The following is a 24,098-nucleotide window of genomic DNA, read 5'->3' as shown; positions in this document are numbered from 1 at the left end:
CGACCGTGGCGTCTCGGTGAGAGCTGGTTCACTGCCGCGACCGGCGGGGGCTCCAGTCAACCCGACCGCGAGTGGACTTCGCTCAACTGGTCGGCGGTGGGCGCGTTGACGACCCGGACGCGCTCGCCCGACCGGACCACGCGGAAGGCGTCGGCGAACTCGCCGTCGGGGACGACGTAGACGTTCCCGCGGGGGTTGCGGGCGTCGTGGCTGTCGAGCACGTCGAGATAGGCCTCGTGGAACTGCCGGGCGTCCCGTTCGGAGTCCCAGGCGGTCTCCCAGACGTAGGCGCCGGTCGTCCCGTTCGTGTAGGGGACGACGCTGTCGCCGCCCCAGCCCGCGGAGGGCTCGGACTCGTAGCCGTAGCGGTTCTCCGGGTCGACGACGCCGTTGGAGACGAACATGGCGTAGATAGAGGCCTCGCCGACCGTGTCGGCGACGGGGTCGACGTCGAAGCGGCGCCACTCGACCGACGAGCGGTCGGGGACGGTCACGTCGACCGGGTCCTCGTCGGGGTAGAGCTGCGGGTGGATGAGCTGTTCGGTGCTCTCGGGGCGGGCGTCGTAGAGCTGGTTGACGCCGTCCCAGCCGCTCTGGGCGCGCACCCGGTCGACGAACTGCGAGCCCGCGGCGTAGGGCGTGTAGATGGTCAGGAACAGCCCGCGGTTGTAGTCGGCCCCCGCGGACCCGCCGCCGCCGTCGCCGCTGTCGGGCGGCGGGATACAGCGCCACTCGCCCTCGCAGCGGTTCTCGTAGAGGATGTCGACGTAGCGGGCGTCGCCCTCGGTGATGCCACGGTTGGCGAGTTGCTGGTCCTGGGTCTCCCCGTCGGCGCCGAAGCCGAAGTGCTGGTCCTGCAGCGCGTGGACGAGTTCGTGGGCCAGCGTCGTCCGGTCGATGGTCGGCGTCTCGGAGTCGCTGACGAGGACGATGGCGTCCCGCCCGGGCGAGTAGTAGCCCTGGACGGTCTGGCCCAGGGTGTCGTCGGAGCTGTTCGAGTACGACGACGACTCGCCGACGACGAAGATCGACTCCCAGACCTGGTCGTTCCAGCGGGAGTACGTCGCCGACCCGCCGCCCCCGCTCCGGTTGGCGAGGTACTGCTCGCGGCTGATCACGTCGACCGGGACCGTGGAGTTGAACTCCAGCTCGCGGATCCGCTCGACGCGGGCCATCGTGCGCGCGACGACGGCCTCCCGCTCGGTGGCGTTGTAGCCGTCGCTCGCGGTCACGTTCACCGGGTCGTCGTACCAGTACCCGTTCTCCCAGCCGAGGCGGTCGCTGGCGGGGTCGCCCTCGGGGTGACCGCCCGACTCAAGGGCGGTACAGCCCGCCAGCAGCGCGAGGACGGCCACCGCCGCGACGGCGACGCGCAGGCGGCGCGAGCCGGGTCCCTGCCGGTCCATCGACGGGGCTCACTCCCTCCGACCCGCGAGGAGGCCGGCGAGCGCGAGCGCGACGAGCGCGGCGGCGACCCCGAAGCCCGGCCCGCCGGACGCGGTGGTCTCTGCGGGCGCGTCGGTCGCCTCGCCGTCGTTACCGCCGTCGCCCGCGCCGCCGTCGGCGGGGAGCGGCGTCCCGGTCGCCGTGTCGGTCCCCTCGTCGCCCGGTTCGGTGGTCGGCTCGTCGGTCTCCTCGTCGCCCGGTTCGGAGGTCGCAGTCTCCCCGTCGTCGGGTTCGTCGGTCGCGGTGTCGGTCGGCGTCTCCGTCTCGCCGCCGCTGTCGTCGGGGGCGGCGCCGGCGCGGACCTCGCTCAGCTCCTCGACGCTGGGGGCGTTGACGAGCGTCACGGTCGTCCCGGTGTGGTTGACGTAGAACGCGTCGGCGTAGGGGCCGTCGGGGACCCGGTAGGTGTTCGCGCTGTCGTCGACGGGTTCGGCGCCGTAGTAGTCCAGCAACATTCCGTACCCCTCGACGAAGTCGGCGGCGTCACCCTCGGAGTCCCAGACGGTCTTCCAGACGTAGCCCGTCTCGTTGGTCTCGGCCGAGTCGTCCGTGACGTAGGGGTAGAGCCGGTCGCCGTCCCAGCCGTCCGTGTACCGCGTCGTGTAGTTGAACGGGTCGTACGTGCTGAGCGACCCGGCGGCCGTGTAGTTGAAGAACGAGCGGACGCCGACGACGGGCGACGCCTCGCCGCCGGAGGCGTAGGTCGGGTAGAACAGCATCGTCGCGAGCCCGGCCTCACCGAACTGGGCGTAGTCGACGGTGCCGTTCTCCAGGTGCGGGACCGTCCAGGCCTCGCCGGACGTGTCGGTGAAGCTCACGTTCGTCGGCGGGTCCTCGCCGTACTTCTCGGGGTGGATCGTCTGCTCGGTGCTGGCCGGGGGGTTCTCGTAGACGGCGTTGACGCCCTCCCAGCCTTCGTCCTTGTAGATCCCCCTGACGAACTTCGGCCCGTCGCTGTAGGGCTGGTAGGTCACGAAGTAGAGCCCGTAGTGGATCGAGGCCCCGCCCCCACCGCCGCCGGGCTGGGTCTGGGGCATCAGGCAGTCCCACTCGTCCGCGCAGCGCTGGCTGTAGCGGCGGTCGACGAGGTTGCCGTCGCCCTCGATGATGCCGTCCCTCGCGTTGTGGAGTTCGCGGGTGTACTGGTCGTACGCGGAGAGGTTGTAGCGCTGGTCCTGCAGCGCGTGGAACAGCTCCTGAGAGAGCGTGATCTCGTTCATCTTCGGCGCGGTGGTGTTCTCCGAGACGACGACGATCCGCTCCTCGCGCGGGCTGTAGTAGCCGCCGACGATCGCGCCGGTGTTCCCCTCCTGGACGGAGACGGCGTCCGTGTCCTCGCCGACCATCAGCATCGCCTCCCACTTGACGTTCTGGTGCAGCGTGTTGTTGGTCGTCGTGTTGTAGGTCGCGTTGGCGCGGAACTGCTCGCGGGAGACGACCTCGACGGGGACGGTCTCGTTGAACTCCAGCTCGCGGACCTGCTCGACGCGGGCCATCGAGCGGGCGACGACGGCGTCCAGCTCCGTCTCGTTGAGCCCGTCCGAGCGGTCCACGTCGATCGACTCGTTGTACCAGCAGCCGTTCTCCCAGCCCAGCGGGTCGCCGTCGGGGTTGTCCGGCGGCGACCCCTCGGCGAGGGGTGCGCAGGCGTCGCCGGCCTGCGTGCGGCCCGCGGGTGCGGCGTCCGCGGTGGTGGAGGACCGGTCCGTCGTCGCTGCGTCGGCCTGGCCGGCGGCGCTCGCGGCGGGGACGGCAGCCACCGCGGACAGCACCACCAGCCCGGCGACGACTGCCGAGAGGGCGGAACGCATGACTACCGGAAGCATGGGGTGGCGGACATAAAAATCGCCCCACTGTCGGCGGACGCCGCCGGCGACCGACGGGCTTAATCGTCGGTGTCCGCTATCTCTCACCGGCAGAGGGAGCCCGGCCTCCGTGCCCCGGCCCGCGTCGACCTCGTCGGCGCGCCAGGGGCATGAGGAAAGTCCCCCCACCGTCCGGGCAGGTGACCGGGTGCAAACCCGGAGCGGGAGACCGCTGGCGCTGGAACAGAAACGAGACCCCTCTCCCCGACCGATGACGTGCGCGAACCCCGAGCGAGGCCTCGCCGAAGCGAGGGGGAGCTAACCCACAGAGGGTCGACGGGATCCGCGAGTCCCCTGGACTCGCGGGCACGTCGGGCGCTCCGCGTTCGACGGTGGAGAACGGATGGAACGGCGAATCCTCACCGGTGCAAGTCCGCGCGGCAAGGTAGCCCGGACGCAAGCGCGGACGCTCAGCCGAATGCCGGGCCGAACAGAAGGGGGCTTACTCCCCTCAGCCGTCTCACACCGCCGAGCGACGGCTCCGCCGCTCCCGCGAGCCCCGAACGTCGGTCAACAGCAGTTCTCGCCGTCCGCCCGCTCGACGGCCCACTCGACCAGCGGCTCCAGTCGCTCGCCGAGCTGTTCGCCCTCCTCGCTGAGTTCGTACTCGACGCGCGGCGGGATCTCCGCGTACCGCTCCCGTTCGACCAGTCCGGCCTCGACGAGTTCGTCCAGCCGCGTCGACAGCGTCGACGTGCTCGCCCCGGGGAGGTGGGCCTCGAGCTCGCCGAACCGCACCGTCCCGTGGTTGGCGACGACGCAGACGATGTCCATCACGTACTTCCGGCCCAGCAGCGCCATCGGCTCCGCGAGCAGACAGTGACACGCCGGGTCCTCGCAGGCACAGCCGTCCTCCGCCAGCGCTTCGGATCCTCCCATCGGATTCGATACTTTGGACGTGACAGCTTAATAACTTTGCTCTCGAAAGCGTAGACGCATGTGGCTCGATACAGGTGATTTCGACGGCAGCGGGGAGAATCGACCGGCCGAAGACGTGTCGCTCCCGGCGGACGTGGGCGAGGCGTTCGGGCGGCTGTACGGGACCGACCCGCCGGCGACGGTCGGCGAGTGGGCCGAGACGATGCGGGCGGTGGTCGAGGCCGAGCGCGGCCGAGCGCCGACCGTCGACGACCTCTGTGCGACCGACGACGGCGACCACGCGTTCGTCGGCGAGGGGACCGAACAGGCGTACCTCTGCGTGCTGGACCCGCTGGTCTACCCGTTCCTGACGGGCGAGCGCGGGACCGTCCGGTCGACGACGCCGGTGCGCGGGGCCGAGGTCACCGTCGAGGTCGGCGACGACGGCGTAGCAGTCTCACACGAGGACGCCGTCGTCTCCGTCGGCGTCTCGACGGACCCCGACCGGGTCGACGACGGCCCGGTCGAGACCGTCTACCGGGAGGTCTGCGGCTACATCCAGACCTTCGAGGACCGGGCGGAGTACGAGACCTGGGCGGCGGGTGTCGACGCCGCGACGACGGCCGTCCCGGCCGCGGAGGGCGCGGCGGTTGCTCGCGAACTGACCGAGACGCTGTTCGACGCCGACGTGAGCGAGCAGAACGGCCGGACCGAGGCGGCCGGGGTCGAGTGCGACTGCTGCTGAGCAAACAGGAGCGACCGCAGAGAACGTGAGGGCGAGCGGTTCGCCGTCGCGTCGTCAGTGGTCGTCGCCGTTGGTGATGGTGGTGTGGGCGCCGATGAGCGCGCCGGCGAGGTCGAGGTCTTCGAGGGTGGTCTCGCGGTCGATGATCGACTCGCGGACGTCGCAGTCGCGCAGCGTCGCCCCGGGGAAGACGACGGAGTTGTCGAGGCTGGAGTCGACGACCTCGGCGTCGTCGAGGACGTGGACGTTCTCCCCGAGCGTCGAGTTCTCGACGGTGGCGCCGTCGGCGACCCGGTTCTCGCCGTCGAGGTAGTAGGCGACGGCCTCCAGGTAGCTGTCGGGCGTCCCGATGTCGAACCACGCCTCGTCGAACGTGTAGGCGTAGACCTCGTCGTTGTCGACGAGCCACTGGATGAACCAGCCGGGCTCGTCGGGGTTGTTGCCGTCCGCGAGGTACTCCTCGAAGCGGACCTGCTCGGCCGGGAAGACGTAGCAGGCGATGGAGACGAGCGTGCTCGCCGGGTCCGCGGGCTTCTCCTGGAAGTCGACGACCTCGTCGCCCTCCAGCGTGACGAGGCCGTACGATTTGGCCTTCTCCAGCGAGCCCACGTCGTAGGCCGCCAGCGTCGTCGCCCCGTTGGCCTCGTAGGCGTCGATGAAGTCGCTCACGTCGAAGCTGATGAGGTTGTCGCCGGCGATGACGAACAGATCGTCGTCGATGCCCTCGCGGTCGACCAGCTGGCCGAGCGCGCCGACGACGCCGAACTTCTCGTCCTCGCCGGTGGTGTCCTCGACCGACAGCCGCGGCTTCTCGTAGTCGCGGTCGGCGAGGAACCGTTCGAAGTCGTCGGCGAACCGCTCGTTCGTGCTGATGTACACGTCGTCGATCCGGGCGTCGGACTCCAGCTCCGAGAGCACCCGGTCGATGACGGTCGTCTCGCCGACCGGCAGCATCATCTTCGGCCGGTGGCGCGTGATCGGCCAGAGCCGCGTTGCGTAACCGCCCGCGAGTACGACTGCGTCCATACGACTCCCTGCACGGCGCCCCGTGAAGGCCTTTTTCATTGCAAGGACCGCCGACAGGTCGCGTCGCCGCCCGCGGGCGGGGTGTCGTCGGCGCCGGCGGAACCGATTTGTGGGCGCTCGTCCTTGGTCCGGTATGCGCGAGGCCAGCCGGACGACCCGCCAGCGGATCGCCGACCGACTGCGGGAGGAACCGCTGCCCGCGAGCGCGCTCGCCCGCGAGTTCGACGTGCGGGCGGCCGACGCGCTCTCGCACGTCGAACACATCTCCCAGTCGCTCGAACCGACCGACGAGACGCTGCTCGTCGCGCCGCCGACCTGCGAGGACTGCGGCTTCGAGGAGTTCGACGACCTGGTCAACCGCCCGGCGCGGTGCCCGGAGTGCAAGAGCGAGGCCGTCGCCGAGCCCTCGTTCGTCATCGAGTAGCCGCGCCCGCGTCGGGTCTCGACCGGGTCGAGCCGATTACAGGATGACGTTCGACGAGGACGACAGGTCGCCGTCGTCGCTCTCGACCGGTCCCTCGCCGACGTACTCGAAGTCCTCGTCGGCGAGGTAGACGCCGCCGTCGGCGACCCGCACCTCGACCTCGTTCAGGAACGCGCCCTCGCAGGGGCCGTAGGTACACTCCCCGGAGTCGGCGGCGAACAGCGCGCCGTGGTTGGCGCAGACCACCTCGCCGTCGCGGACCGGCGCGCCCGAGCCCTTGTCGAGTTTGATGTGGGTCATGTGCTGGCAGTAGTTCAGCCAGCAGACGACCGCCTCGGCGTCGTCGTCCTCGCCGCCCAGCTTCAGGAGGATGGCCTCTCGAACGTCGTCATCGTCCTGCATGTCGTCCGGCATCGCGATCCCGTCGTCGTTGGTGGCGTCGTTCTGGATCTCGCCGCCGTCGGTCTCGGTCTCGCCGCCGTCGGTCTCCGCCTCGGCCGTCCGTTCGTCGGCGGCGTCGGCCGTCCGTTCGTCGGATCGGAGGGCGGCGTCGCCGCTGGCGACGGCGTTCTCGTCCACCGAGCGCACGCGAAAGAGGAAGGTGTCGTCCGTCGAGATATCGCTCACGTCGGCGATCCGCGTCCCGTCCATACCGTCGGGTTGGTCCGTCCCCGCTTGAACGCACCGGTCGAGACAGCCTGTGTCGTCGTTCCTCCCTCCACTCGTCGCCGACCGTGAACACCGATTGCGCTCGGTAGGAGTGATCGCAACCGCAGGGGACAGCAGGCGCTGAAAGTCCTCGGCCCGCTCGCTAGCTATCGTGTCTACCGCATTCGACGGCGAGCGATGAAAGCCCTCGGCCCGCTCGCGGTCGCTGAGCGGGATATCCGCGCTCTCCGCACCGCCCGCGCGGATAGTGGCCCGCTCAGGCGACGACACGAGCGCGAGCGCGCCTCGCCCTTTCAGTCCACCAGGACCGCGACCGCACCAGCAACCGCCCCGCACAGCACCGCAGACAGCCACGAGCCTCCCCAGCCGATTCGCTCTCTCGCTCCGCTCGTTCCCTCATCCACTGTCAGAGCAAGCTCTGACAAGCCTTCGTTCACACGTTCACGAAGACCTCGCGCGATTCCGTCGCGGCACGGAGGCCGCGACAGCGCACGCCGACCGCAACCGCTCACCGCAACCGCTCCCGTCTGTACGGAGCACTGTCGGTGAAGGGGTCACCGGAGCGGACGGTCGCCCGTGTCCACCGAGTGAAGACGACCGAGTGGCAGTCAGTTGCTCGGCGAGGAGTCGGAGGGGGTGCCGTCGTCGGCGTCGTCGGACGACCGGGGGTCACGCTCCTCGAAGCGGTTGTTCGCGAACTCGTCGGTGGGCACGTCCCCCTCGGCCTGGGGGTCGGCGCCGACCGACCCGCCCATCGAGGCGTCGAGGGTGAGCCGCTCGCCGTGGAGTAGCTCCGGGAGGACGATCCGCACGGCTTCCAGGACGGCGACGAAGAGGATCGGCAGCAGGAAGAAGCCGTACCAGCCGAACATGACGGGCCCGAGCAGGTAGGCGAACATGAGCATGATCCCGTCGAGGTCCCGGCCGGAGATGTACGGCTGGAGGAACGTCTGCGGGAGGAAATCGAGCACGAGGAAGTAGACGGCGCCGACGACGCCGACGAACGCGAGCGCGACCCCGCTCGACCGGACGGCCTGGAGGGCGAGCAGCGCGAGCACCGGGACGTAGACGATCTTCCCCACGACGAGCGGGATGAGGCTCGCGATGCCCGTCAGGAAGGCGAGGACGGCGACCATCGGGACGGCCAGCCCGGCCGGCGCGAGGAGGTTCGTCCCGAGGTAGACGGTGCCAGCGACGACGGCCATGATCACGACGAACAGGAGGTTCCCGTAGAAGACCGACTCCAGGTCGGCGTCGACGGCCGTCGCGTAGGCGTAGCCGACGGTGTTGCTCCCGCCGAACAGCTGCTCCAGCGCCGCGGCGATGTCGTCGTCGTACTTGAGGAGGAAGTACGCGAGGGTGACCGAGAGCGCGAGCAGCAGGGCGGTGCCCGCCACCGCGGAGACGAGGGTCCGGCCGGTCCGGAGCACCGTCGCGGCCGTCTCCCGGGGGTTCGACAGCGACTCGCCGGGGTCCTCGAGCGCGCTCGCGAGCGACCGGCGCTCGGCGAGCGGGACCTCCCCGAGGCCGACGTACTGGCCCAGCAGCGCGACCGGGTCGACGCTCCCGGCCACCAGCCCCTGGACCGCGAGGAGGAGCTGGTAGCCGGCGTACAGCGAGAGCGCGATCACCGGCACGAGGACGACGAGGACGGTGACCCCCGCGGCGATCCAGTCGGTGTCGACGACCGCGGCGACGCGGTCGTTGATCGGCCGCGTCGCGTAGTAGCCGAACACGCCGAGCACGAACAGGCCGACGAACTGCCAGGCGACGTAGGCCGCGGCGGCCGCCAGCAGCGCGACGAACAGCCACCAGCCGATCCGCGAGCGCTCAAAACCCGGGTCGTCGAGGCCAGCCATCGCCTCCGTTTGTCCGGCGACGCCAAAGGCGCTGGTGCCGGAAACTGCGTGGTCCCGGCGCGAAGCGGGGGCGCGAGCGCCACGCCCCGGTGCGAACCCGACGGAAGCGCCGGACGAACCGCCGAGTATCAACCCGAATACTGTCAGGCAAGAGTTTTACGCGATGACAAACCAGTCGGTAGTATGCAAGCCGTCGTGCTGGCCGCCGGTGAGGGGACGCGGCTGCGTCCGCTGACCGAGGACAAACCCAAGGGAATGGTCGAGGTCGCGGGCAAGCCCATCCTCACACACTGCTTCGAGCAGCTGGTCGAGCTGGGCGCCGACGAGCTGCTGGTCGTCGTCGGCTACAAGAAACAGGCGATCATCGAGCACTACGAGGACGAGTTCGAGGGCGTGCCGATCACCTACGCCCACCAGCGCGAGCAGAAGGGCCTGGCCCACGCCCTCCTCACTGTGGAGGAGCACATCGACGACGACTTCATGCTGATGCTGGGCGACAACATCTTCCAGGCCAACCTCCAGGACGTGGTCAACCGCCAGGCCGAGTCCCGCGCCGACGCCGCCTTCCTCGTCGAGGAAGTCCCCTGGGAAGAAGCGAGCCGCTACGGCGTCTGCGACACCAACAAGTACGGCGAGATCACCGAGGTCGTCGAGAAGCCCGACGACCCGCCGTCGAACCTCGTGATGACCGGCTTCTACACGTTCACCCCCGAGATCCTCCACGCCTGCCACCTCGTCCAGCCCTCCGATCGGGGCGAGTACGAGATCTCGGATGCGATCGACCTGCTCATCCACTCCGGGCGGACTATCGACGCCATCCGCATGGACGGCTGGCGCACCGACGTGGGCTACCCCGAGGACCGCGACAGAGCCGAACAGCGGCTCGAAGAGGCCGGCGTCGTCGACACCAGCGACGCCGACCAGGCCGACGCCACCGCGGAGTAAGCGCTCTATCTTGGTTCAGCGAGAGAATCCCGCCGTTCACGGCGGGCGTGAATCGCGTAAGCCCGGTGCCCCAGTCCACGTGGGTCTGCTCGACTGAATACCCACCTCCACAAGAGTTATTGAAATTGGGTGTCTGAATTTGGTAAGGCCAAATGGAGTATCACCTGCAATCCGGGTCGCATACGGTATACGCACTCCAATACCACTTCGTGACCGTCACGAAGTATCGCGCCGACATCCTCACCGATGAGCGACTGGAGCGCGTCGCCGAAGTTGCTCACGAGATTGCAGAGGACTTTGAGGCCGACATCAAGAACGTAGACGGCGGCACCGATCACGTTCACATCCTGTTCACGACCAAACCCACCACCGACCTCACGAAGTTCATCAACTCGCTCAAAGGTGTCACCTCGCGCCGGATTCGGCAGGAGTACCCGGAGGTGAAACAGACGCTCGAAGATGCCTTCTGGCAACCGGGATATCTCCTCGCGACGACCGGCCAAGTGAGCATCGACGTGCTGATGGACTACGTGGACGACCAGTAGCATGACCGCAACAACCACGAAAACGCTGGAGGCGACGCTCGCCCCGCCGACAGCCCACAAAAAGCGCAAACTGTGCGACCTGCTCGACACCTACCGGGCAGGACTCCACGAGGCGTTCGAGGCCGGGTGCGAGACGATGACCGCCACCAGCGACGTGGTGACGCCCTACGACCTGCCGTATCAGTCGAAAGCGGCCCTGTGCAACTACGTCCCGCAACTGCACGGCACCTACGACGCACAGGCGTTGGACGACGACCATCCGGTTCGGCTCACCAACCAAGCTGCCGAGTTCGACCACTCGGCGGCGCGTGACTACGAGTTTACGTGGTGGGTGCCACAGCCCGGTCGCGGCACCAACTTCTGGATACCACTTCGGATTAATCCCGCCCAGGAGGGACTGTGGCACGACCTCGTGGACGGTGAGGCGTCGGCAGGCCAACTCCGCCTGCAACGCCACCGCACGTCGTGGACGCTCCACGTCACCGTCGAGTTCCCGGTCGAAAATCCGGGCTACGAACCCACCGACGACGATGTAACACCAGTTGGCTTCGACATCGGCGAAGCACACCTGCTCGCGGGCTGTGCCTGCAAGCAGGGCACTCCGACTGACCCACTGCTCATCACCGGTGGCCACGCTCGCAACCTCCGCAAAGAGATGTTCACGACGCTCAAGCGGCTGCAAGAGCGTGACGCCGCCCAGTGGCGGATTGACGAGCGATTCGATCACTACCAGAACGCACTCACAGACATCATCGAGAAGGCATCCCGACAGGCCATCGAGTACGCTCGCCGGTTCGAGAAGCCTGTGATCGTGCTGGAAGACCTCTCGGACATCCGCGAAGACCTCGATTACGGCGAGTGGATGAACCGACGCCTCCACGCCTGGGCGTTCGCTCGCTTGCAGGAGCGCATCGAGGACAAAGCGCGAGAGTCTGGCATCCCGGTCGAATACGTCGAACCGTCCTACACGTCGCAGACGTGCCACGAGTGCGGCCACATCGGATATCGGGACGGCGATGAGTTCCGGTGTCAGAACGACGAGTGTTGGGTGTCGGAGTATCACGCAGACATCAACGCGGCGGTCAATGTTGCTGACCGCCACGACCCGTGGGGTGAGAGCCTGCCGCTGAAACCGGCGGGCGATGACATCCCACGGGATGGGAGCGCCTGTGACAGCGCCGCGACCCCCACCGAGCAGAGTCAACCACGGCAGATGACGCTCGGAGAGGTTGGGTTGGAACCCACTGCCGGTAGTTAGCCGGTATTCCCATGCAGGGAAGCCGCGCCGTTCACGGCGCGGAGGATGTCACCGGACGCTCCGGTTACTCGTCGAACGCCCCGATCGCGTCGAGATATTCTCGGACGGAGACCAGAAACGACCGGTACCGCTCTAGATCTTCGAGTGCGTCGTACACCATGTCGTCCTCGATGGCATCGCCCTACGTGTGCGCGAGCACGTTCCGGAACCTCGCCGCGGCGGCCATCTCGTCCGCCAACTCCTCCGAGAGGACGCCGATGTCGCTCAGGGCCTGCATCGTCTCGGGATTGCTCTCGGGCGGGTGACCGCGTTCGTGGACGACGAGCACGGTCCCGATGTCGAGCGCGGCTTCGGTCGTCTTCACGAATCGGCGTTCGACGACGTCTCTGGTGTCGGAATCGTTTTTGTACGTCTCGCGGTCGACTGTCCGGCGCTTCCGGGCGAGAACGCCCAGCGAGTCCTCGATGGTGTCGACGGCGTCGAGAATCCGCTGGAGACGGTCCGCGGGGAGCCCGCCGCTCATGCCAGATGTTCGTCGATCCGGCGGAGCGCGTCGTCGAACCGTTCGTGCGGTGAGCGCTCGTCCGGGTCGTCGCTCACCAGCGTCGCGCGCAGTGTCTCGACGCGCTCCTCGGACCCCACCAGAAGCACGCCGGTATCGAAGACAGAGCGAGCGAGCGACGGCGACAGCGACCTGATATCGACGAGGTCGACATCGTCTGTTCCGAGCAACCCGCTCAGGTCCGCACTGAGACCGAAGAACGTCTCGTTGTACGCCGTGTCGCCCGGCTCGATGTCCTCGAACTCGACGGCGATATCGACATCGCTCCGGGCGTGAGCGCGCCCAGTCACGTGGGAGCCGAACAGGATCGCGACTCGCACCGGCGCCTGGTCGAGCCGCGACTGAAGCCGCTGGACCGGAACGGTAGACTCGAGATCGAGCTCCCCGATGCGCTCCATGCGTGTCTCTCACGGGTCGACTCTATTTAATGACCGGGGCGCCGGCGAGAGACAGAATTCGGGCCGGTGAGACGGACGTTCGGTACAGGGCCGCGCCATGCCGATGACTTTTTCTCCCGTCGCGCGAGCGATACGACAATGCGAATCCTGGTCACCGGTGGGGCCGGCTTCATCGGCGGACACCTCGCCGAAACGTTCGCCGGCGACGGCCACGACGTGGTCGTGCTGGACAACTTCGACCCCTACTACGACACGCGGATCAAGGAGCACAACGTCGAAACAGCCCGCGAGGCCGCCGAGGGCAGCGACGGCAGCTACGAACTCGTCGAGGGCGACGTGCGCGACGGCGAACTCGTCGACGACCTCGTCGCCGACGCCGAGTACGTCTACCACCAGGCCGCCCAGGCGGGCGTCCGCACCGACTACAGCCCTCGCAAGTACGACGAGGTCAACGTCGACGGGACGCTGAACGTGCTGGACGCCGCCCGCGACCACGGGGTCGAACGGCTCGTGTTCGCCAGCAGTTCGTCGGTGTACGGCAAGCCGCGCTCGCTCCCCTACGACGAGGACCACCCCACGACGCCGATCAGCCCCTACGGCGCCTCGAAACTGGCCAGCGAGCGCTACGCGATGGTGTACGCCGAGCGCTACGGCGTCCCCGCGGTCGCGCTGCGGTATTTCACCGTCTACGGCCCGCGGATGCGCCCGAACATGGCCATCTCGAACTTCGTCTCGCGCTGCATGAACGGCGAGCCGCCGGTCATCTACGGCGACGGCTCCCAGACCCGCGACATGACCTACGTCGCGGACATCCTCGCGGCCAACCGGACGCTGCTCGAAACCGACGCCGCCGACGGCGAGGTGATGAACGTCGGCAGCACCGACAACATCGATATCGAGACGCTCGCCGAGGAGATCCGCGACCAGCTGGCGCCCGACCTCGACCTGGAGTACACCGACGCCTACGAGGTCGACGCCGACCACAGCCACGCCGACGTGTCCAAGGCCGCCGAGCTGATCGGCTACGAGCCGACCTACACGATCCGCGAGGGCGTCGCGGCGTTCGTCGAGTGGTACCGGGCGAACCGCGAGTGGTACGAACCGCTCGTCCGCAACTCCTGAGTCGACGGTGACCGCGCGGTCACCCGGGGCGACCGGCTCGGCCGGACGGGTTCGACGCCGCGGGCCCGGCGGGACCGGCGCGCGAACATGGTTGACCAGGCCACGTCGGCTGCGGGGACACGTAGCTTTATGACCGACAGCCGGGTATGAACGACTATCCGCGCATGTGTCCGGTCACCGAACAGTCAGAGATGACAATACGACGGGGCGACAACGTCCTCGTCTGCTGCCCGTCGTTCACGGGTGCGGAGCCGCGCGTCTGTCTGGACCTGCTGACGCCCGAGGGGTCGACCGACGTGCGCGCGCTCTCGGTACTGTTCACCCAGTCACCGGGCGAGTACGTCGACACCTGGCAGCGGATCGCGGGCGCCTTCCCGACCCGGATGCGGATCGTCACCGTGGACGCGAACGCCCGCTCGAATGGAAGCCGGGAGGGAGGCGGCACCGACACGTCGGACGACTCCGGGGGTGAGACGGGCACCGACGCCGACCGGTCGGTCGAACGGGTCAACTCGCCGCACAACCTGACGCGTCTCGGGGTCAGAGTCACCGACTGTCTCGACGAGTGGGAGGAGTCGCCCGAGACGGTCGCCGTCTGCTTCCAGTCGCTCACGACGCTGCTGCAGTACGTCGAGGTCGACAACGCCGTCGGGTTCCTCGACGTGGTCACCGACCGCTGCGCGGCGGCCGACGCCGTCGCCCACTACCACATCGACCCGAAAGCCCACGACGAGCAGACGGTCGCGAAACTGAGCGCGGTGTTCGACACCGTCCTCGAGTTCGACGACGGGGAGTGGACGACCCGGTAGACCTCCCGCCCGTCAGCGCCCGGTGCCACCCGCCCGTCAGCGCCCGGTGCAACCTGTCTCAGCAGTCGGCCCCGCCCGGTGTCCGCGGGACGAGCACGGTAAGCGACTGGGCCGATCCGCCGTGGTACACGCGATGTGAGCCACGCTGCAGGTCGGCGAGGCGGTCGGGCGCGACGGTCGCGGGCGGCCGCGGGAAGAACTGCGCGCCGACCGTGGGCCAGGTGGACTTCGTGACGACCGGGCAGCCGGGCGGCGCCGCGCCGGGGTTGTGGACCCAGTCGTACAGCGGCGTCTCCGTCCCGTCGATCCGGGCGCCGTGGTAGCGGGTGATCCTGACGAGGTGGTTGTCGCTCGTCCAGGGTCCGTCGACGTGGTCGTGGGCGAACGTCGAGGCGGCGAGTTCGCCGGTCGTCGTGACGCCCTTGTAGGGGTGCAGCGAGAGGCCGGCGAACGCGACCGGGATGCTGACCGCGACGGCGACGACGAGCCCGACCACGGCGACGGTCCGCAGGGTCTGTCGGTCGGGCGCGACCGACCGGAAGGCGAGGGCGCAGCCGACCGCCGCGACGGCGAGCACCGGGAGGTGCAGGAACCAGTGGGTTCGGACCGCCGTGTCGAGATACGCCGGCGTCAGCGCGGCCGAGAGGGCGAACCCGACGAGCGCGAGCGGCCCGGCGGCGAGCGCGACCACCGCGGCGTTCGCGTCCGGCGCACGGCGGAGGTACGGGGAAGCCCAGACGGCGACGAGCGTCGGCACGAGCAGGGGGAGCGCGGGCAGGAGGGTCCCCCGCGCCGTCGCGGGCGTCCCCGGGAACACCGGGCCGAGGAGGTTGACGGCCAGCAGGGCGAACAGCGCGAGAAACGGGGTCGCGAGGAGGAGCCGCTGGGAGCGGGGCCGCGACCGCGACAGCAGCACGACGACGACCAGCGAGAGGACCAGCCACGCGACGAGCAGCCCGGGCGCGGCCGTGAGCCGGCCGGTCTGGATGATCCGCGCCGGCGTGAATCGCGCGAGGCCGACGTTGTAGGCCGCGAAGTACGCCCAGAACCCGACCGCGAGCGCGAGGGCGACGCCCGCTGGGGCCCGGCCGCGGGTCCGCGGGTACGCCGCGAGCCCGGCGAGGACCAGCAGCGACAGCCCGAGGACGAACCCCTCGAGGTTGTGCAGCGGCGGGAGGACGAGCGCGGCGGGGAGCGCGACGAGGAACCAGCGCCGGTCGGTCGACCACAGCGCGAGGGCGGTGGCGAGGACGGCGACCGCGAGCAGCGACAGGCCGGGCGTCTGCTCGTCGACGGGCATCGACCGGTAGAGGTAGATCCCCTCGACGGCGAGCAGCAGCGCCGCGAGGACGCCCGCGAACCGGGCGCGGCCGGGCGCCAGGCCGAGCCGCCGGCTCGTCCGCGCGGCGAGCGCGCCGGCGACCAGCGCGGGGACGGTCCCGACGGCGGCGATCAGCGGCTGGCCGAGCGCGACGCTGCGGATGCCGGTGACCGACTGGGCGACCGCGAGGAGGGCGCCGAACCCCAGGTCGTCGGTCGCCATGACCGCCAGCGGGAGGCGGCCCGTCCGGACGGCCCGCTGGGCGTTGCGCGCGTGGACGAGCCCGTCGGGGTTGAACGGGAGCGGCGACTGCCACAGCGGGAGCGCGCGGAGCGCGACCCCGACCGCGAAGACGGCCGCCAGCGCCGCGGCCGTCCGACGGGGCGTCCAGCGCTCGCTCACGGCTCGCTCCCCTCCGTGCCGCCGGGGTCGTCACCGGACCCGACCGCAGCGTCGCCACCGGATCCGACGGGGATTTCGTCGCCCGGGAGTGCGATACCGGCGTCGGAGTCGGCGGGGGCGCCGGTGTCGCCGCCGAACAGCGACGCGGGCGGCCGCCGGACGAGGGCGAGCGCCGGGACGACGACGCCGACGGCGACCAGCACGAGCGCCCCGCCGGCGACGAGGGCGAGCCGCACCGGGGTGAGCGAGGGGGTGACGCTGATCCCGAAGAAGACGAGCATCCCCCGGGCCGACAGCGCGAGCAGCGCCCCCGCGCCCGGAGCGACTGGCCGCACAGGGCTGGCACGCCCGCCAGGAGTCCACTGGCGACCGCTGGAACCAGGGGTGCAACGGTGTCCGGGAGTACCGCGACGCCGGCGAACTGGCGACGTGGATCCGGATCCAGGAGGGCGACGTGAGCCGGGACTACGCGACGAAGCTCGCCCGGCGGACGATCGACGCGCTGCTGGACCTGGCGAACCACCGGCTGTACGACGAGTTGCGGTCGCGACGTGCCGACGGCCGCCAGGACAGGGAACGCCGGGTGGTGCTGCCAGCGGACGCAGCAATCCCTGGCGAAACACGTTCGACGGACGAGCCAGCGGACGCCGAGACATCAGCCCCGGCGACAGCTGGTGTCGCCGGTGAGTAGCGTCCGCGGGGCGAGCCAGCCGCCCGCCCGGGCACGAACCGGGTGACGAACGCGACCGAATCGAGCGAGCGCGGGTGTGCGCCCGGCGTCGATAGCGCGTCGTCTCGCGTCTCGATCGGCAGTCGTCGGCTCACCCCGCGGTCGAGCGGGACTGGACCCACCGGTGACACCAGCTGTCCGCGGAGTGCAATCTAGTCAGCGATGTGTCATCGCTGCACCCCTCGTTAATCGACTGGTTGCCGGTACCACGCGCTGACTGTCGAAGTATTTCGGATAGCATAGCTGGGCGATCCCCGCTAGTATAGCGGACAATCCTCCGAACTGAAGCGAGACACCCAGAGACCCGCCGACGCGAGCGACTGGACCCACCCCAGGGTCGCTCAGCTGTCCGAAATGCCGACGGAGCGCGGTCGGCGGCTGGCGTCCAGCCGACACATATAATCATTCTGAATTGTCACATACCACGTGTTAGAGCGTCTCTATTGCTAGGTATTTCCGATTTCGGTGGTTCGCCGCGATGGGGGTGTTGACATGTTTCGGCGAGTCGCGTGTGCAGCGGTTCGGCCGCTGTAGCGCGTCTGTACCGTGAATATGGCCGAGACAGGTTTGCAGCCGACGGGCTTCGACCGGTGGACTTGGGGTGTGTCTCGGCGCGAATTGGGGCGAAAATCGTGATTATAGCGGTGATCCGCCCAGGGTGTACCGCCCGATCAAAGGGAATACACAGGGTTGTTCCGACCGATCCGGGAATTTCGGGGGGTTGGAGATCGCGGCCGGTTCGGCGAAGATAGTCCGGACGTTGACACACTCGATGCCCCGTCCGGACGAGCGGCCGCTCGTTGCCCACTGTCGGTCCGGATGAACATCACCGATCGAGGGGTCGAAGGCGACTGTCCGACTCGCGGGGGTCGCGCATTCCCACCGGTCGACGAAGCCCCAGGAAGCCACGGTGCGCTGGCACTCCCTGCCGGGACGACGAGAACACACCGGTAAGCACCGCCTGCGAGAGGTTCAGTCGCGCCATTACAAACCACGAGCGACTGGTCGACACGAAACAAGCGAGGCGCACGTACTCGATGACAACCAGCAACCCGGACCACGACGGGCAGGGAGCGACCGACGAGAAACCGAGACGGGTCGACCGACGAACCGTGCTGAAGGCGGCGGGCGGGACGGCCGTCGCCGTGACGGCCTTCTCGGGGACCGCGAGCGCGCACAACGGGAAGTTCTTCGGCTGCGAGCGGGTGTGCAGCGGGACGGACGGCGACTACGCGGTCGTCGCCGTCGACGACGGCTACGAGTGCCGGCTGCTGGAGAAGCGGGGGCCGCGCGAGGACGTGCCCTGGGACTGGGACGCCCACTGTTACACCGCTGGCGACGGGGAGGTCGTCGTCGGCTACGTCGCCGAGGACGAGTACAAAAAAGACGAGGGGTGTTGGCTCTGTCTCAACCCGAACGACTGCGCCGAGACTCACTACGACGACGCGCGGGCGGTCCGCGACGCGCTCGACACGTCGACCTGCAGCCCCTGCGAGGGGGAGATGAACATCTCGGTCGGCTGCGAGCCGGCGAGCGAACCGGCCGACGACGGCGACGCCCGGGATTCGGAAGGCACCGGCGCGGGTTCGGACTCGGACGCCGACTCGGGGACCGACGCACCGCAAGCGGAGCCAAACGCCCCGACCGACGCGTCGACCGGATCGCCCCGGTTCGCCGCGGTCGTCGACCGGGTGAATCGCCTCCTCCGGGCGATCGGACCCGGGTTCCGGCGCTGAGCGGGACGGAGCGGCGGCCTCGCCGGCGGAGGCGGGCTCGACAGCAAGATATATTGGTGGAACCCCGGTGGGGTCGGACAACGACAGTCCGGTCCCGATGAACTACGCACGGGCGCTCGTCACCCGGTGGTCGGCACGCGACCAGCTCGCGGTGCTGGTCGTCGCCGTGGCGACGGCGTTCCTGGTCGGCGCGGTGCTCGTGTTGCTCGGCGTCGCCGGGCAGACGACGGCGATCGCCGGCGAACACGGGGCCGAGACGACGGTCGCGCTGACGGACGACCCCGGAGCGGCCCCGGCCGACGGGACGGCGTTGCCGGTGGCGACCGCCACGGTCGACGGGGAATCGCGGACCGTCGTCGGGGTCCCCGCCGGAGGAACCGACGACGCCGCTCGTTCTGACGACTCCACGCCTGCTGACGACGCTTCGACCACCGACGGGACCTCGCCCTCCGGGAGCGGGATCGCGGGCGTCTCGGTACCCGACGGCGTCGCCGGCCCGGTGACGGGCGACGCGGTCACGCTCGTCGGTGAGGAGACCACGCTCGACCGGACGGTCGACCACCGCGCGGAGACGGCTCTGTTCCCCGACTCGTGGCTGGTCACCGACGCGGGGACCGCCCGGGCACTGGGCGCCGACCGGGCGCTCGTGGTCCGCCCGGCGTCCGCACCGGTTCCAGACAGCGGGACGCCGCTGACGGGCGCGCTGGCGTTCTTCCTCGCGGGCACCCGACAGATGCTCGGCGTGCTGGCCGTGGTCTGTGCGAGCGCCGCGGTCCTCGTCGGCGTGGTCGTGTTCAGCGTCACGCGGATGACCGTCCGCGACCGGCGGGCGGCGCTGGTCGTCCTCCGGGCGACCGGCGCGACCCCGCGGCGCATCGGCCTCGTCGTCGCCGCCCGCGCCGGATTGCTCACGCTCGCGGGGGTCGCACTCGGCTACGCCATCGGCGTCGTCGTGCCGAACGCGGCGACGGCCGCCGCGGTGACGCTGGGACTGCCCGTCGGGCTCCCGCTGGCGGTCGACGGGCGGACCGCGCCGCTCGTCGCCGCCGTCTGCGCGACGTTCGTCGCCGTGGGCGTCGTCGCCGGCGCGCTCGCGTCCCGGTCGGTCACCCGCGGGGCGCCGCTGGACCCGAAACCCGACGGCGACCGCCTATTCGGGTTCGACGGCTTGCCCGGTTTCGACGGCGGGCCCGGGTGGTTCGACGGGCCGTCGCTGCTGCCGGCCGGGGCGGCCGTGCCGACGACGGCCACCCTGGCCGTGTTCGTCACGTTCGTCCTCGTCGTCGTCTCGCTGGGGAGCGTCGTCGGCGGCGTCGGCGCCACGGCGACCCAGGGGAGCGCGACGATCGTCGGGCCGGACGCGCTCCACCCCGTCGACAGCAGCGTCCCGGCGGGCTACGCCGACGCCCTCCGGCAGTCCGGCACGTCCGCGAGCGCCGAGATCCTCCTGTTTCTCGTCCACGACGGCCGGCCGTTCCCCGCCCGCGGTGCGTCGTTCGAGGCCTACCGCTCCGTCTCGGACGCCCGCATCGTCGCGGGGCGCGCACCGAACGGGACCGACGAAGCCGTGATCGGGGCCGACCTCGCCGGGACGCTCGGCGTCGAACCGGGCGAGACGATCGCCATCGGCGGGAGCACGAGCCGCGCCGTCGCCACCGTCGACGTCGTCGGCGCGTTCGACGCGAGCGGCGCGGCCGACGACCACCTCCTCGTCTCGCTGCCGCTCGCGCGGCACCTGTCGGACGTGTACCCGGGCTACGCGAACCTGGTCCGGGTCGGCGAACCCCCCGCGAACGGGTCGTCCGACGGCGTCGTCGTCCTCGGCGTGGACGCGCCGAACCAGGTGGCCCGCGGCGAGACGGTCGCGGTCGGGGTCCACCTCCGCAACGTCGGCGCCGAGCGGACGACCCGGACGGTCCGCGTGCGATTCGGCGACCGGACCCAGCGAGCCGAAGTGTCGCTCGACCCCGACGAGCGCCGGACCGTCACCGTCGAGTTCGACGCGGCCGGCGAGGGGGTCCGGCGGGTGACCGTCGGGTCGACGACGCGGGAGGTCCGCGTCCGCGCACCCGAGACGCTCACCCTCCCGCCGCTGCCCGACGAGGGGCCGCCCGGCACCACCCTCCGGCTCCCGGTCCGCACGCTGGCCGGCGAGCGTGTCGGGGACGCGACCGTCTCGGTCAGCGACCGGACGGCCCGAACCGGCGAGGACGGGGTCGCGCGACTCCGGTTGCCCGAGACGCCCGGGACGTACGCGGTCCGGGCGACCGCCGGCGACCGGGCCGCGACCACCCGGATCCGGCTGGTCGACGGCGCTCCCCGGGAGCCGGGGCTCAGGCTCGTGGTCCCCAACGAGACGGGCGCGCTCACCGAGCCGACGGCCCGGGTCCGGGTGACGAACCCGTGGGCGAGCGCGCTCGAACGGACGGTCACGCTCGCCGGCCCGGGCGTCGACCGCTCGGCGTCCGTCCGGCTGTCCCCCGGGGCGGACCTGACGCGGACGGCGACGCTGGACCCCAGGCCGCCGGGGACGTACACCGTCCGGGCGAGCGCGGGCGGCGCCGCCGTCGAGCGGGCCTACCGGGTGGCCGGCGACGACCGGCTGGCGAGCGCGCTCGCGTCGAGCGGCCGCGTCTCGGGCGCGGCCGGCACGAGCGGGCTGCTGTCGCGCGTGTTCGGCAACATCTGGCTGGTGCTGGCGACGCTGGTCGCGCTCGGCGTCGTGATGACGACCGGGAGCACCGTCGCCGCGTTCGCCGACGCCGTCCAGGCCCGCCGCGGCGACATCGGGATCCACCGGGCCGTCGGCGCGGGCCCGCGCCGGGTCGGCCGGCTGGTGCTCGGCGACGCCCTCCGCATCGGCGTCCCGGCCACGCTCGCCAGCGTCGCACTCGCGGTGCTGGCGCTGTGGGCGCTCTCGTGGGCCGGGGCGTTCACCGTGTTCGGTGTCCGCGTGACCGCGGGCGTCCCCCTCGGGGTCGTCGGCCCGCTCGCCCTGGGGTCGCTGGGACTGGCGCTCGCGAGCGCGGGCGCCGTCGCCCGGTGGTACAGCTCGGTCGACCCGTCGCGGCTGTTCGGGGGTGAGTCGTGAGCGCGCGCCGCCCGGACGTGGTGCTCGTCGCGGCCGTCCTCGCGGTCGTGGTGGCCGCCCGGCTGTCGTCGCTACACCTCTCGCCGCTGCCGTACAACACGGACGCGTTCGTGTTCGTCAGCGACGCCGAGCGGGTCCTTGCGACCGACGGCGTGGCGCTCTCCGGGCCCGGGGCGCCGGCGCCCGACTCGTACCTCTTCGTGACGCTGGTTGCGACGGCCGGCGCGGTCGTCGGCCTCGACGCGATGACCGTCGCCCAGCCGCTGGTCGCCTGCCTCGGCGTCGTCCCGGCGCTGGTCGCGATGGCCTACGCCCGGTCGCTCACCGCGGACCTCCCGCGGCCGTATCGTCGGGGAGCGGCCGCCGTCGCCGGCCTCGTCCTGGCGGTCAACGGCCCCTACCTGTTCCGTTCAATGTCGGTCAACGCCGAGGTGTACGGCCTGGCGCTGCTGGCCTGTTTCCTCCTCGCGCTCGACCGGGCGCTGGCCACGGGCCGGCGGCGCTGGCTCGGCGCGGCCGTCGCGCTCGGCCTCCTGCTCCCGTTCGGCCACAACCTCTCGACCGTCGTCGCCGGGCTCGCCGGCACGACGCTGGTCGCCCTCGCCGTCGCCCGCCGGTTCACGCTCCGCCGGGCGGTCGGCGGGACCGCCGGGGTCGCCGGGTTCTGGCTGTTCGCGTTCGGCTACTACGAACTCGCCGACCTGGCCCGGACCGAGGCCGTCTCCGGCTCGCTGGGGCTCTTCCTCGCCTGGGTGATCCTCGCGGTCGCGCTGGCGCGGTGGCTCGATGTCGCCCCGCGGCGCGTCCAGCGCGGCTTCCCGCTCGCGATCTGCGGCGTGGGCGTCGCCGTCCTCGCCGCCAACGCCGTCGTGTCGATCTTCCCGGGGGAGGCGACCACCTCGCCGCTGCTGGTCGTGCTCACGCTCCCGCTGGTGCTCGTCGTCCTCGTCGCCGCGGGCGGGCTCCCGCGGCTGGCGAGCGAGCGCGGCCGCGCGATGTTCGCCGCCGTCGTCGGCCCGCTGGCCGCGATGGGGTTCGCGCTCACGGGCGGACGCACCCCGGCGTACCTGGATCTGTTCGTCCGCTCGACGACGCACCTCCACCTCGGGCTGGCCGTCGCGACGGCGGTCGCGCTGGCGTGGTACGGCGCCCGCCGGCCGGCCCGCGGGCGGGTGGCGGTCGTCGTCGTCGCCGCGGCCGTGCTCGTCTCCGCGCCGTACCCCTTCGCCGGGCTGGCGGCGTTCCCGTTCGAACCCGTGACCGAACCCGACGAGTTCGACGCCGCGACCTTCGCGACCGAGCGCGTCGACGGCGGGTGGGCCACCGACGACCACCTCACCTACGTCGCGTACAACTACCGCGGCGCCGCGGTCACGGACGCGCCGACGACCGCGTGGCTCCGCGGCGCGGCCCCGCCCCCAGACTGCCCGACGCTGGTCCGGGAGTCGTGGACGACCGTCGGCGCGCCGACCGGCACCGGACCGGTCCAGCTATCAGCGCGGCGCTACGAGGAGTGGACCGTGACGGGAGACATCGTCTACGACGGCGGCGCGGGCTCGTCGATCGCCCTCCGGTGGCACCCCGGCGAGTGTCGCGCCATCGGCGCGGGGGTGGCGCCGTGAGCGACGACCCCGTGCTCGCCGCCCGCGACGTGTCGGTCGTCCGCGGCGACAGGCGCGTCCTCGACGGGCTCTCCGTCGAGGTCCCCGACGACGCGCGGATGCTCGTCCGCGGGGCCAGCGGCGCCGGGAAGTCGACGCTGTTCGAGGTGCTCGGCCTGCTCGCGACGCCCGATTCGGGGTCGGTCGTCGTTCGCGGGACCGACGCCGCGTCGGTCTCCGAGCGCGAGCGGGCGGCGCTGCGCCGCGACCACCTCGGGTTCGTCTTCCAGTCGTTCCGACTCATCGACGACCTCACCGCCTACGAGAACGCGCGGGCGCCCCAGGAACACGCCGGCGACGTGGACGAGGCGTGGCTCGACACGCTGTTCGACCGCCTCGGGATCGCCGACCTGGCCGACCGGACGCCCCCGACGCTGTCGGGCGGCGAGCGCCAGCGGGTCGCCATCGCCCGCGCGCTGGCCAACCGGCCGAGCGTCGTCCTCGCCGACGAGCCGACGGGCCAGCTCGACCCCGAGACGACCGACGCCGTGCTGGAGACGCTGTTCGCCGTCCGCGAGACGTTCGACACCGCGCTCGTCGTCGTGAGCCACGACCCCCAGCTCGGCGAGCGGTTCCCCGACCGCTTCACGCTCGAAGACGGCGTCCTCCGCGAGGAGTGATCGCCC

Annotated in this window: 22 protein-coding genes and 1 other RNA gene; 13 read left to right on the top strand and 10 right to left on the bottom strand. The window is 70.8% G+C overall.

All coding sequences use genetic code 11. From position 1 onward, the window contains the following. Nucleotides 1-56: 56 nt before the first annotated feature. Both ACMGFG_RS05295 and ACMGFG_RS05290 read right to left on the bottom strand, forming a co-directional pair. Entirely contained in the window at nucleotides 57-1,406 is a 1,350-nt protein-coding gene (locus ACMGFG_RS05295) for an Hvo_1808 family surface protein (protein WP_436929312.1), read from the bottom strand. Nucleotides 1,407-1,415: 9 nt separating this feature from the next. Beyond that, complete coding sequence (locus tag ACMGFG_RS05290) at nucleotides 1,416-3,257, bottom strand: Hvo_1808 family surface protein (protein WP_436929311.1); 1,842 nt, start codon at nucleotides 3,255-3,257, stop codon at nucleotides 1,416-1,418. A 103-nt stretch (nucleotides 3,258-3,360) separates the two neighbouring features. Here ACMGFG_RS05290 and rnpB point away from each other — a divergent pair. After that, nucleotides 3,361-3,768: RNase P RNA component (rnpB, locus tag ACMGFG_RS05285), an RNA gene on the top strand. 53 nt (nucleotides 3,769-3,821) lie between these two features. Here rnpB and ACMGFG_RS05280 read toward each other — a convergent pair. Next, the gene (locus ACMGFG_RS05280) at nucleotides 3,822-4,190 is read right to left on the bottom strand and encodes a winged helix-turn-helix transcriptional regulator (protein WP_436929310.1); all 369 of its coding nucleotides are present in this window, start codon (nucleotides 4,188-4,190) and stop codon (nucleotides 3,822-3,824) included. Nucleotides 4,191-4,248: 58 nt separating this feature from the next. Here ACMGFG_RS05280 and merB point away from each other — a divergent pair, with 58 nt between their 5' ends. Beyond that, nucleotides 4,249-4,914: an organomercurial lyase gene (gene merB / locus ACMGFG_RS05275; protein ID WP_436929309.1), complete on the top strand. Its 666-nt coding sequence runs from the start codon at nucleotides 4,249-4,251 to the stop codon at nucleotides 4,912-4,914. A gap of 54 nt (nucleotides 4,915-4,968) precedes the next feature. Here merB and ACMGFG_RS05270 read toward each other — a convergent pair whose 3' ends face one another. Further along, nucleotides 4,969-5,940 carry a nucleotidyltransferase family protein gene (locus ACMGFG_RS05270; RefSeq protein ID WP_436929308.1) on the bottom strand — a complete coding sequence of 324 codons (972 nt, stop codon included), beginning with the start codon at nucleotides 5,938-5,940 and terminating at the stop codon, nucleotides 4,969-4,971. 133 nt (nucleotides 5,941-6,073) lie between these two features. On the opposite strand from ACMGFG_RS05270, the gene ACMGFG_RS05265 reads away from it, so the two are divergent. Continuing rightward, nucleotides 6,074-6,364, top strand: a complete 291-nt coding sequence (locus ACMGFG_RS05265) for a transcriptional regulator (RefSeq protein ID WP_436929307.1) — start codon at nucleotides 6,074-6,076, stop codon at nucleotides 6,362-6,364. Nucleotides 6,365-6,400: 36 nt separating this feature from the next. Here ACMGFG_RS05265 and ACMGFG_RS05260 read toward each other — a convergent pair whose 3' ends face one another. Next, entirely contained in the window at nucleotides 6,401-7,015 is a 615-nt protein-coding gene (locus ACMGFG_RS05260) for a Rieske (2Fe-2S) protein (protein ID WP_436929306.1), read from the bottom strand. A gap of 626 nt (nucleotides 7,016-7,641) precedes the next feature. Next, nucleotides 7,642-8,892, bottom strand: coding sequence for an AI-2E family transporter (locus ACMGFG_RS05255; RefSeq protein ID WP_436929305.1), 1,251 nt, complete (start codon nucleotides 8,890-8,892; stop codon nucleotides 7,642-7,644). Between the two features lie 183 nt (nucleotides 8,893-9,075). Here ACMGFG_RS05255 and aglF point away from each other — a divergent pair, with 183 nt between their 5' ends. The 3 genes from aglF (at nucleotide 9,076) to ACMGFG_RS05240 (ending at nucleotide 11,640) form a co-directional block, all read left to right on the top strand. Continuing rightward, nucleotides 9,076-9,837 (top strand): UTP--glucose-1-phosphate uridylyltransferase AglF, encoded by a 762-nt coding sequence (gene aglF / locus ACMGFG_RS05250; RefSeq protein ID WP_436929304.1) that lies wholly within the window; start codon nucleotides 9,076-9,078, stop codon nucleotides 9,835-9,837. 152 nt (nucleotides 9,838-9,989) lie between these two features. Beyond that, nucleotides 9,990-10,382 (top strand): IS200/IS605 family transposase, encoded by a 393-nt coding sequence (gene tnpA / locus ACMGFG_RS05245; protein WP_436929303.1) that lies wholly within the window; start codon nucleotides 9,990-9,992, stop codon nucleotides 10,380-10,382. 1 nt (nucleotide 10,383) lies between these two features. Next, nucleotides 10,384-11,640 carry an RNA-guided endonuclease TnpB family protein gene (locus tag ACMGFG_RS05240; RefSeq protein WP_436929302.1) on the top strand — a complete coding sequence of 419 codons (1,257 nt, stop codon included), beginning with the start codon at nucleotides 10,384-10,386 and terminating at the stop codon, nucleotides 11,638-11,640. A gap of 181 nt (nucleotides 11,641-11,821) precedes the next feature. Here the strand turns inward: ACMGFG_RS05240 and hepT are convergent, their stop codons facing one another. Together hepT and mntA are read right to left on the bottom strand one after the other, a co-directional pair. Next, nucleotides 11,822-12,163, bottom strand: coding sequence for a type VII toxin-antitoxin system HepT family RNase toxin (gene hepT, locus ACMGFG_RS05235; RefSeq protein ID WP_436929301.1), 342 nt, complete (start codon nucleotides 12,161-12,163; stop codon nucleotides 11,822-11,824). Further along, nucleotides 12,160-12,600 (bottom strand): type VII toxin-antitoxin system MntA family adenylyltransferase antitoxin, encoded by a 441-nt coding sequence (mntA, locus tag ACMGFG_RS05230; protein WP_436929300.1) that lies wholly within the window; start codon nucleotides 12,598-12,600, stop codon nucleotides 12,160-12,162. Before mntA ends, hepT begins: the two co-directional genes overlap by 4 nt. Nucleotides 12,601-12,738: 138 nt before the next feature. On the opposite strand from mntA, the gene ACMGFG_RS05225 reads away from it, so the two are divergent. Both ACMGFG_RS05225 and ACMGFG_RS05220 read left to right on the top strand, forming a co-directional pair. Next, a complete protein-coding gene (locus ACMGFG_RS05225; protein ID WP_436929299.1) occupies nucleotides 12,739-13,722 on the top strand; it encodes a GDP-mannose 4,6-dehydratase in 984 nt (327 codons plus the stop codon). A 191-nt stretch (nucleotides 13,723-13,913) separates the two neighbouring features. After that, complete coding sequence (locus tag ACMGFG_RS05220) at nucleotides 13,914-14,531, top strand: DUF7504 family protein (protein WP_436929298.1); 618 nt, start codon at nucleotides 13,914-13,916, stop codon at nucleotides 14,529-14,531. 58 nt (nucleotides 14,532-14,589) lie between these two features. Here the strand turns inward: ACMGFG_RS05220 and ACMGFG_RS05215 are convergent, their stop codons facing one another. Together ACMGFG_RS05215 and ACMGFG_RS05210 are read right to left on the bottom strand one after the other, a co-directional pair. Beyond that, nucleotides 14,590-16,254 carry a hypothetical protein gene (locus ACMGFG_RS05215; protein ID WP_436929297.1) on the bottom strand — a complete coding sequence of 555 codons (1,665 nt, stop codon included), beginning with the start codon at nucleotides 16,252-16,254 and terminating at the stop codon, nucleotides 14,590-14,592. Then, a complete protein-coding gene (locus ACMGFG_RS05210) occupies nucleotides 16,251-16,589 on the bottom strand; it encodes a hypothetical protein (RefSeq protein WP_436929296.1) in 339 nt (112 codons plus the stop codon). The genes ACMGFG_RS05215 and ACMGFG_RS05210 overlap by 4 nt, the downstream gene beginning before the upstream one ends. Here ACMGFG_RS05210 and ACMGFG_RS24260 point away from each other — a divergent pair. The 5 genes from ACMGFG_RS24260 to ACMGFG_RS05185 all read left to right on the top strand — a co-directional run bounded on the left by ACMGFG_RS24260 (nucleotide 16,580) and on the right by ACMGFG_RS05185 (nucleotide 24,092). Further along, on the top strand, nucleotides 16,580-16,945 hold the full coding sequence (locus ACMGFG_RS24260) for a DUF8008 family protein (RefSeq protein ID WP_495849348.1): 366 nt from the start codon (nucleotides 16,580-16,582) through the stop codon (nucleotides 16,943-16,945). The genes ACMGFG_RS05210 and ACMGFG_RS24260 overlap by 10 nt on opposite strands. A gap of 1,076 nt (nucleotides 16,946-18,021) precedes the next feature. Continuing rightward, nucleotides 18,022-18,720 (top strand): hypothetical protein, encoded by a 699-nt coding sequence (locus ACMGFG_RS05200; RefSeq protein ID WP_436929294.1) that lies wholly within the window; start codon nucleotides 18,022-18,024, stop codon nucleotides 18,718-18,720. A 97-nt stretch (nucleotides 18,721-18,817) separates the two neighbouring features. After that, complete coding sequence (locus ACMGFG_RS05195; protein WP_436929293.1) at nucleotides 18,818-21,811, top strand: FtsX-like permease family protein; 2,994 nt, start codon at nucleotides 18,818-18,820, stop codon at nucleotides 21,809-21,811. Next, nucleotides 21,808-23,433, top strand: coding sequence for a hypothetical protein (locus ACMGFG_RS05190; protein WP_436929292.1), 1,626 nt, complete (start codon nucleotides 21,808-21,810; stop codon nucleotides 23,431-23,433). Before ACMGFG_RS05195 ends, ACMGFG_RS05190 begins: the two co-directional genes overlap by 4 nt. Further along, nucleotides 23,430-24,092 carry an ABC transporter ATP-binding protein gene (locus ACMGFG_RS05185; RefSeq protein ID WP_436929291.1) on the top strand — a complete coding sequence of 221 codons (663 nt, stop codon included), beginning with the start codon at nucleotides 23,430-23,432 and terminating at the stop codon, nucleotides 24,090-24,092. Before ACMGFG_RS05190 ends, ACMGFG_RS05185 begins: the two co-directional genes overlap by 4 nt. Nucleotides 24,093-24,098: the final 6 nt, after the last annotated feature.

Origin of the sequence: Halosimplex halobium, from assembly GCF_051414055.1 — an archaeon.
In the GTDB taxonomy this organism is placed as follows: domain Archaea; phylum Halobacteriota; class Halobacteria; order Halobacteriales; family Haloarculaceae; genus Halosimplex; species Halosimplex halobium.
Note: the sequence above shows the minus strand (reverse complement) of the source record. Positions and strands in the feature narration are given on the sequence as shown.

Bases quoted from the DNA above. Each gene is read 5' to 3' on its own strand.
- ACMGFG_RS05295 (WP_436929312.1), bottom strand. From the start codon at position 1,406: ATGGACCGGCAGGGACCCGGCTCGCGCCGCCTGCGCGTCGCCGTCGCG.
- ACMGFG_RS05290 (WP_436929311.1), bottom strand. From the start codon at position 3,257: ATGCGTTCCGCCCTCTCGGCAGTCGTCGCCGGGCTGGTGGTGCTGTCC.
- ACMGFG_RS05280 (WP_436929310.1), bottom strand. From the start codon at position 4,190: ATGGGAGGATCCGAAGCGCTGGCGGAGGACGGCTGTGCCTGCGAGGAC.
- merB (WP_436929309.1), top strand. From the start codon at position 4,249: ATGTGGCTCGATACAGGTGATTTCGACGGCAGCGGGGAGAATCGACCG.
- ACMGFG_RS05270 (WP_436929308.1), bottom strand. From the start codon at position 5,940: ATGGACGCAGTCGTACTCGCGGGCGGTTACGCAACGCGGCTCTGGCCG.
- ACMGFG_RS05265 (WP_436929307.1), top strand. From the start codon at position 6,074: ATGCGCGAGGCCAGCCGGACGACCCGCCAGCGGATCGCCGACCGACTG.
- ACMGFG_RS05260 (WP_436929306.1), bottom strand. From the start codon at position 7,015: ATGGACGGGACGCGGATCGCCGACGTGAGCGATATCTCGACGGACGAC.
- ACMGFG_RS05255 (WP_436929305.1), bottom strand. From the start codon at position 8,892: ATGGCTGGCCTCGACGACCCGGGTTTTGAGCGCTCGCGGATCGGCTGG.
- aglF (WP_436929304.1), top strand. From the start codon at position 9,076: ATGCAAGCCGTCGTGCTGGCCGCCGGTGAGGGGACGCGGCTGCGTCCG.
- tnpA (WP_436929303.1), top strand. From the start codon at position 9,990: ATGGAGTATCACCTGCAATCCGGGTCGCATACGGTATACGCACTCCAA.
- ACMGFG_RS05240 (WP_436929302.1), top strand. From the start codon at position 10,384: ATGACCGCAACAACCACGAAAACGCTGGAGGCGACGCTCGCCCCGCCG.
- hepT (WP_436929301.1), bottom strand. From the start codon at position 12,163: ATGAGCGGCGGGCTCCCCGCGGACCGTCTCCAGCGGATTCTCGACGCC.
- mntA (WP_436929300.1), bottom strand. From the start codon at position 12,600: ATGGAGCGCATCGGGGAGCTCGATCTCGAGTCTACCGTTCCGGTCCAG.
- ACMGFG_RS05225 (WP_436929299.1), top strand. From the start codon at position 12,739: ATGCGAATCCTGGTCACCGGTGGGGCCGGCTTCATCGGCGGACACCTC.
- ACMGFG_RS05220 (WP_436929298.1), top strand. From the start codon at position 13,914: ATGACAATACGACGGGGCGACAACGTCCTCGTCTGCTGCCCGTCGTTC.
- ACMGFG_RS05200 (WP_436929294.1), top strand. From the start codon at position 18,022: ATGACAACCAGCAACCCGGACCACGACGGGCAGGGAGCGACCGACGAG.
- ACMGFG_RS05195 (WP_436929293.1), top strand. From the start codon at position 18,818: ATGAACTACGCACGGGCGCTCGTCACCCGGTGGTCGGCACGCGACCAG.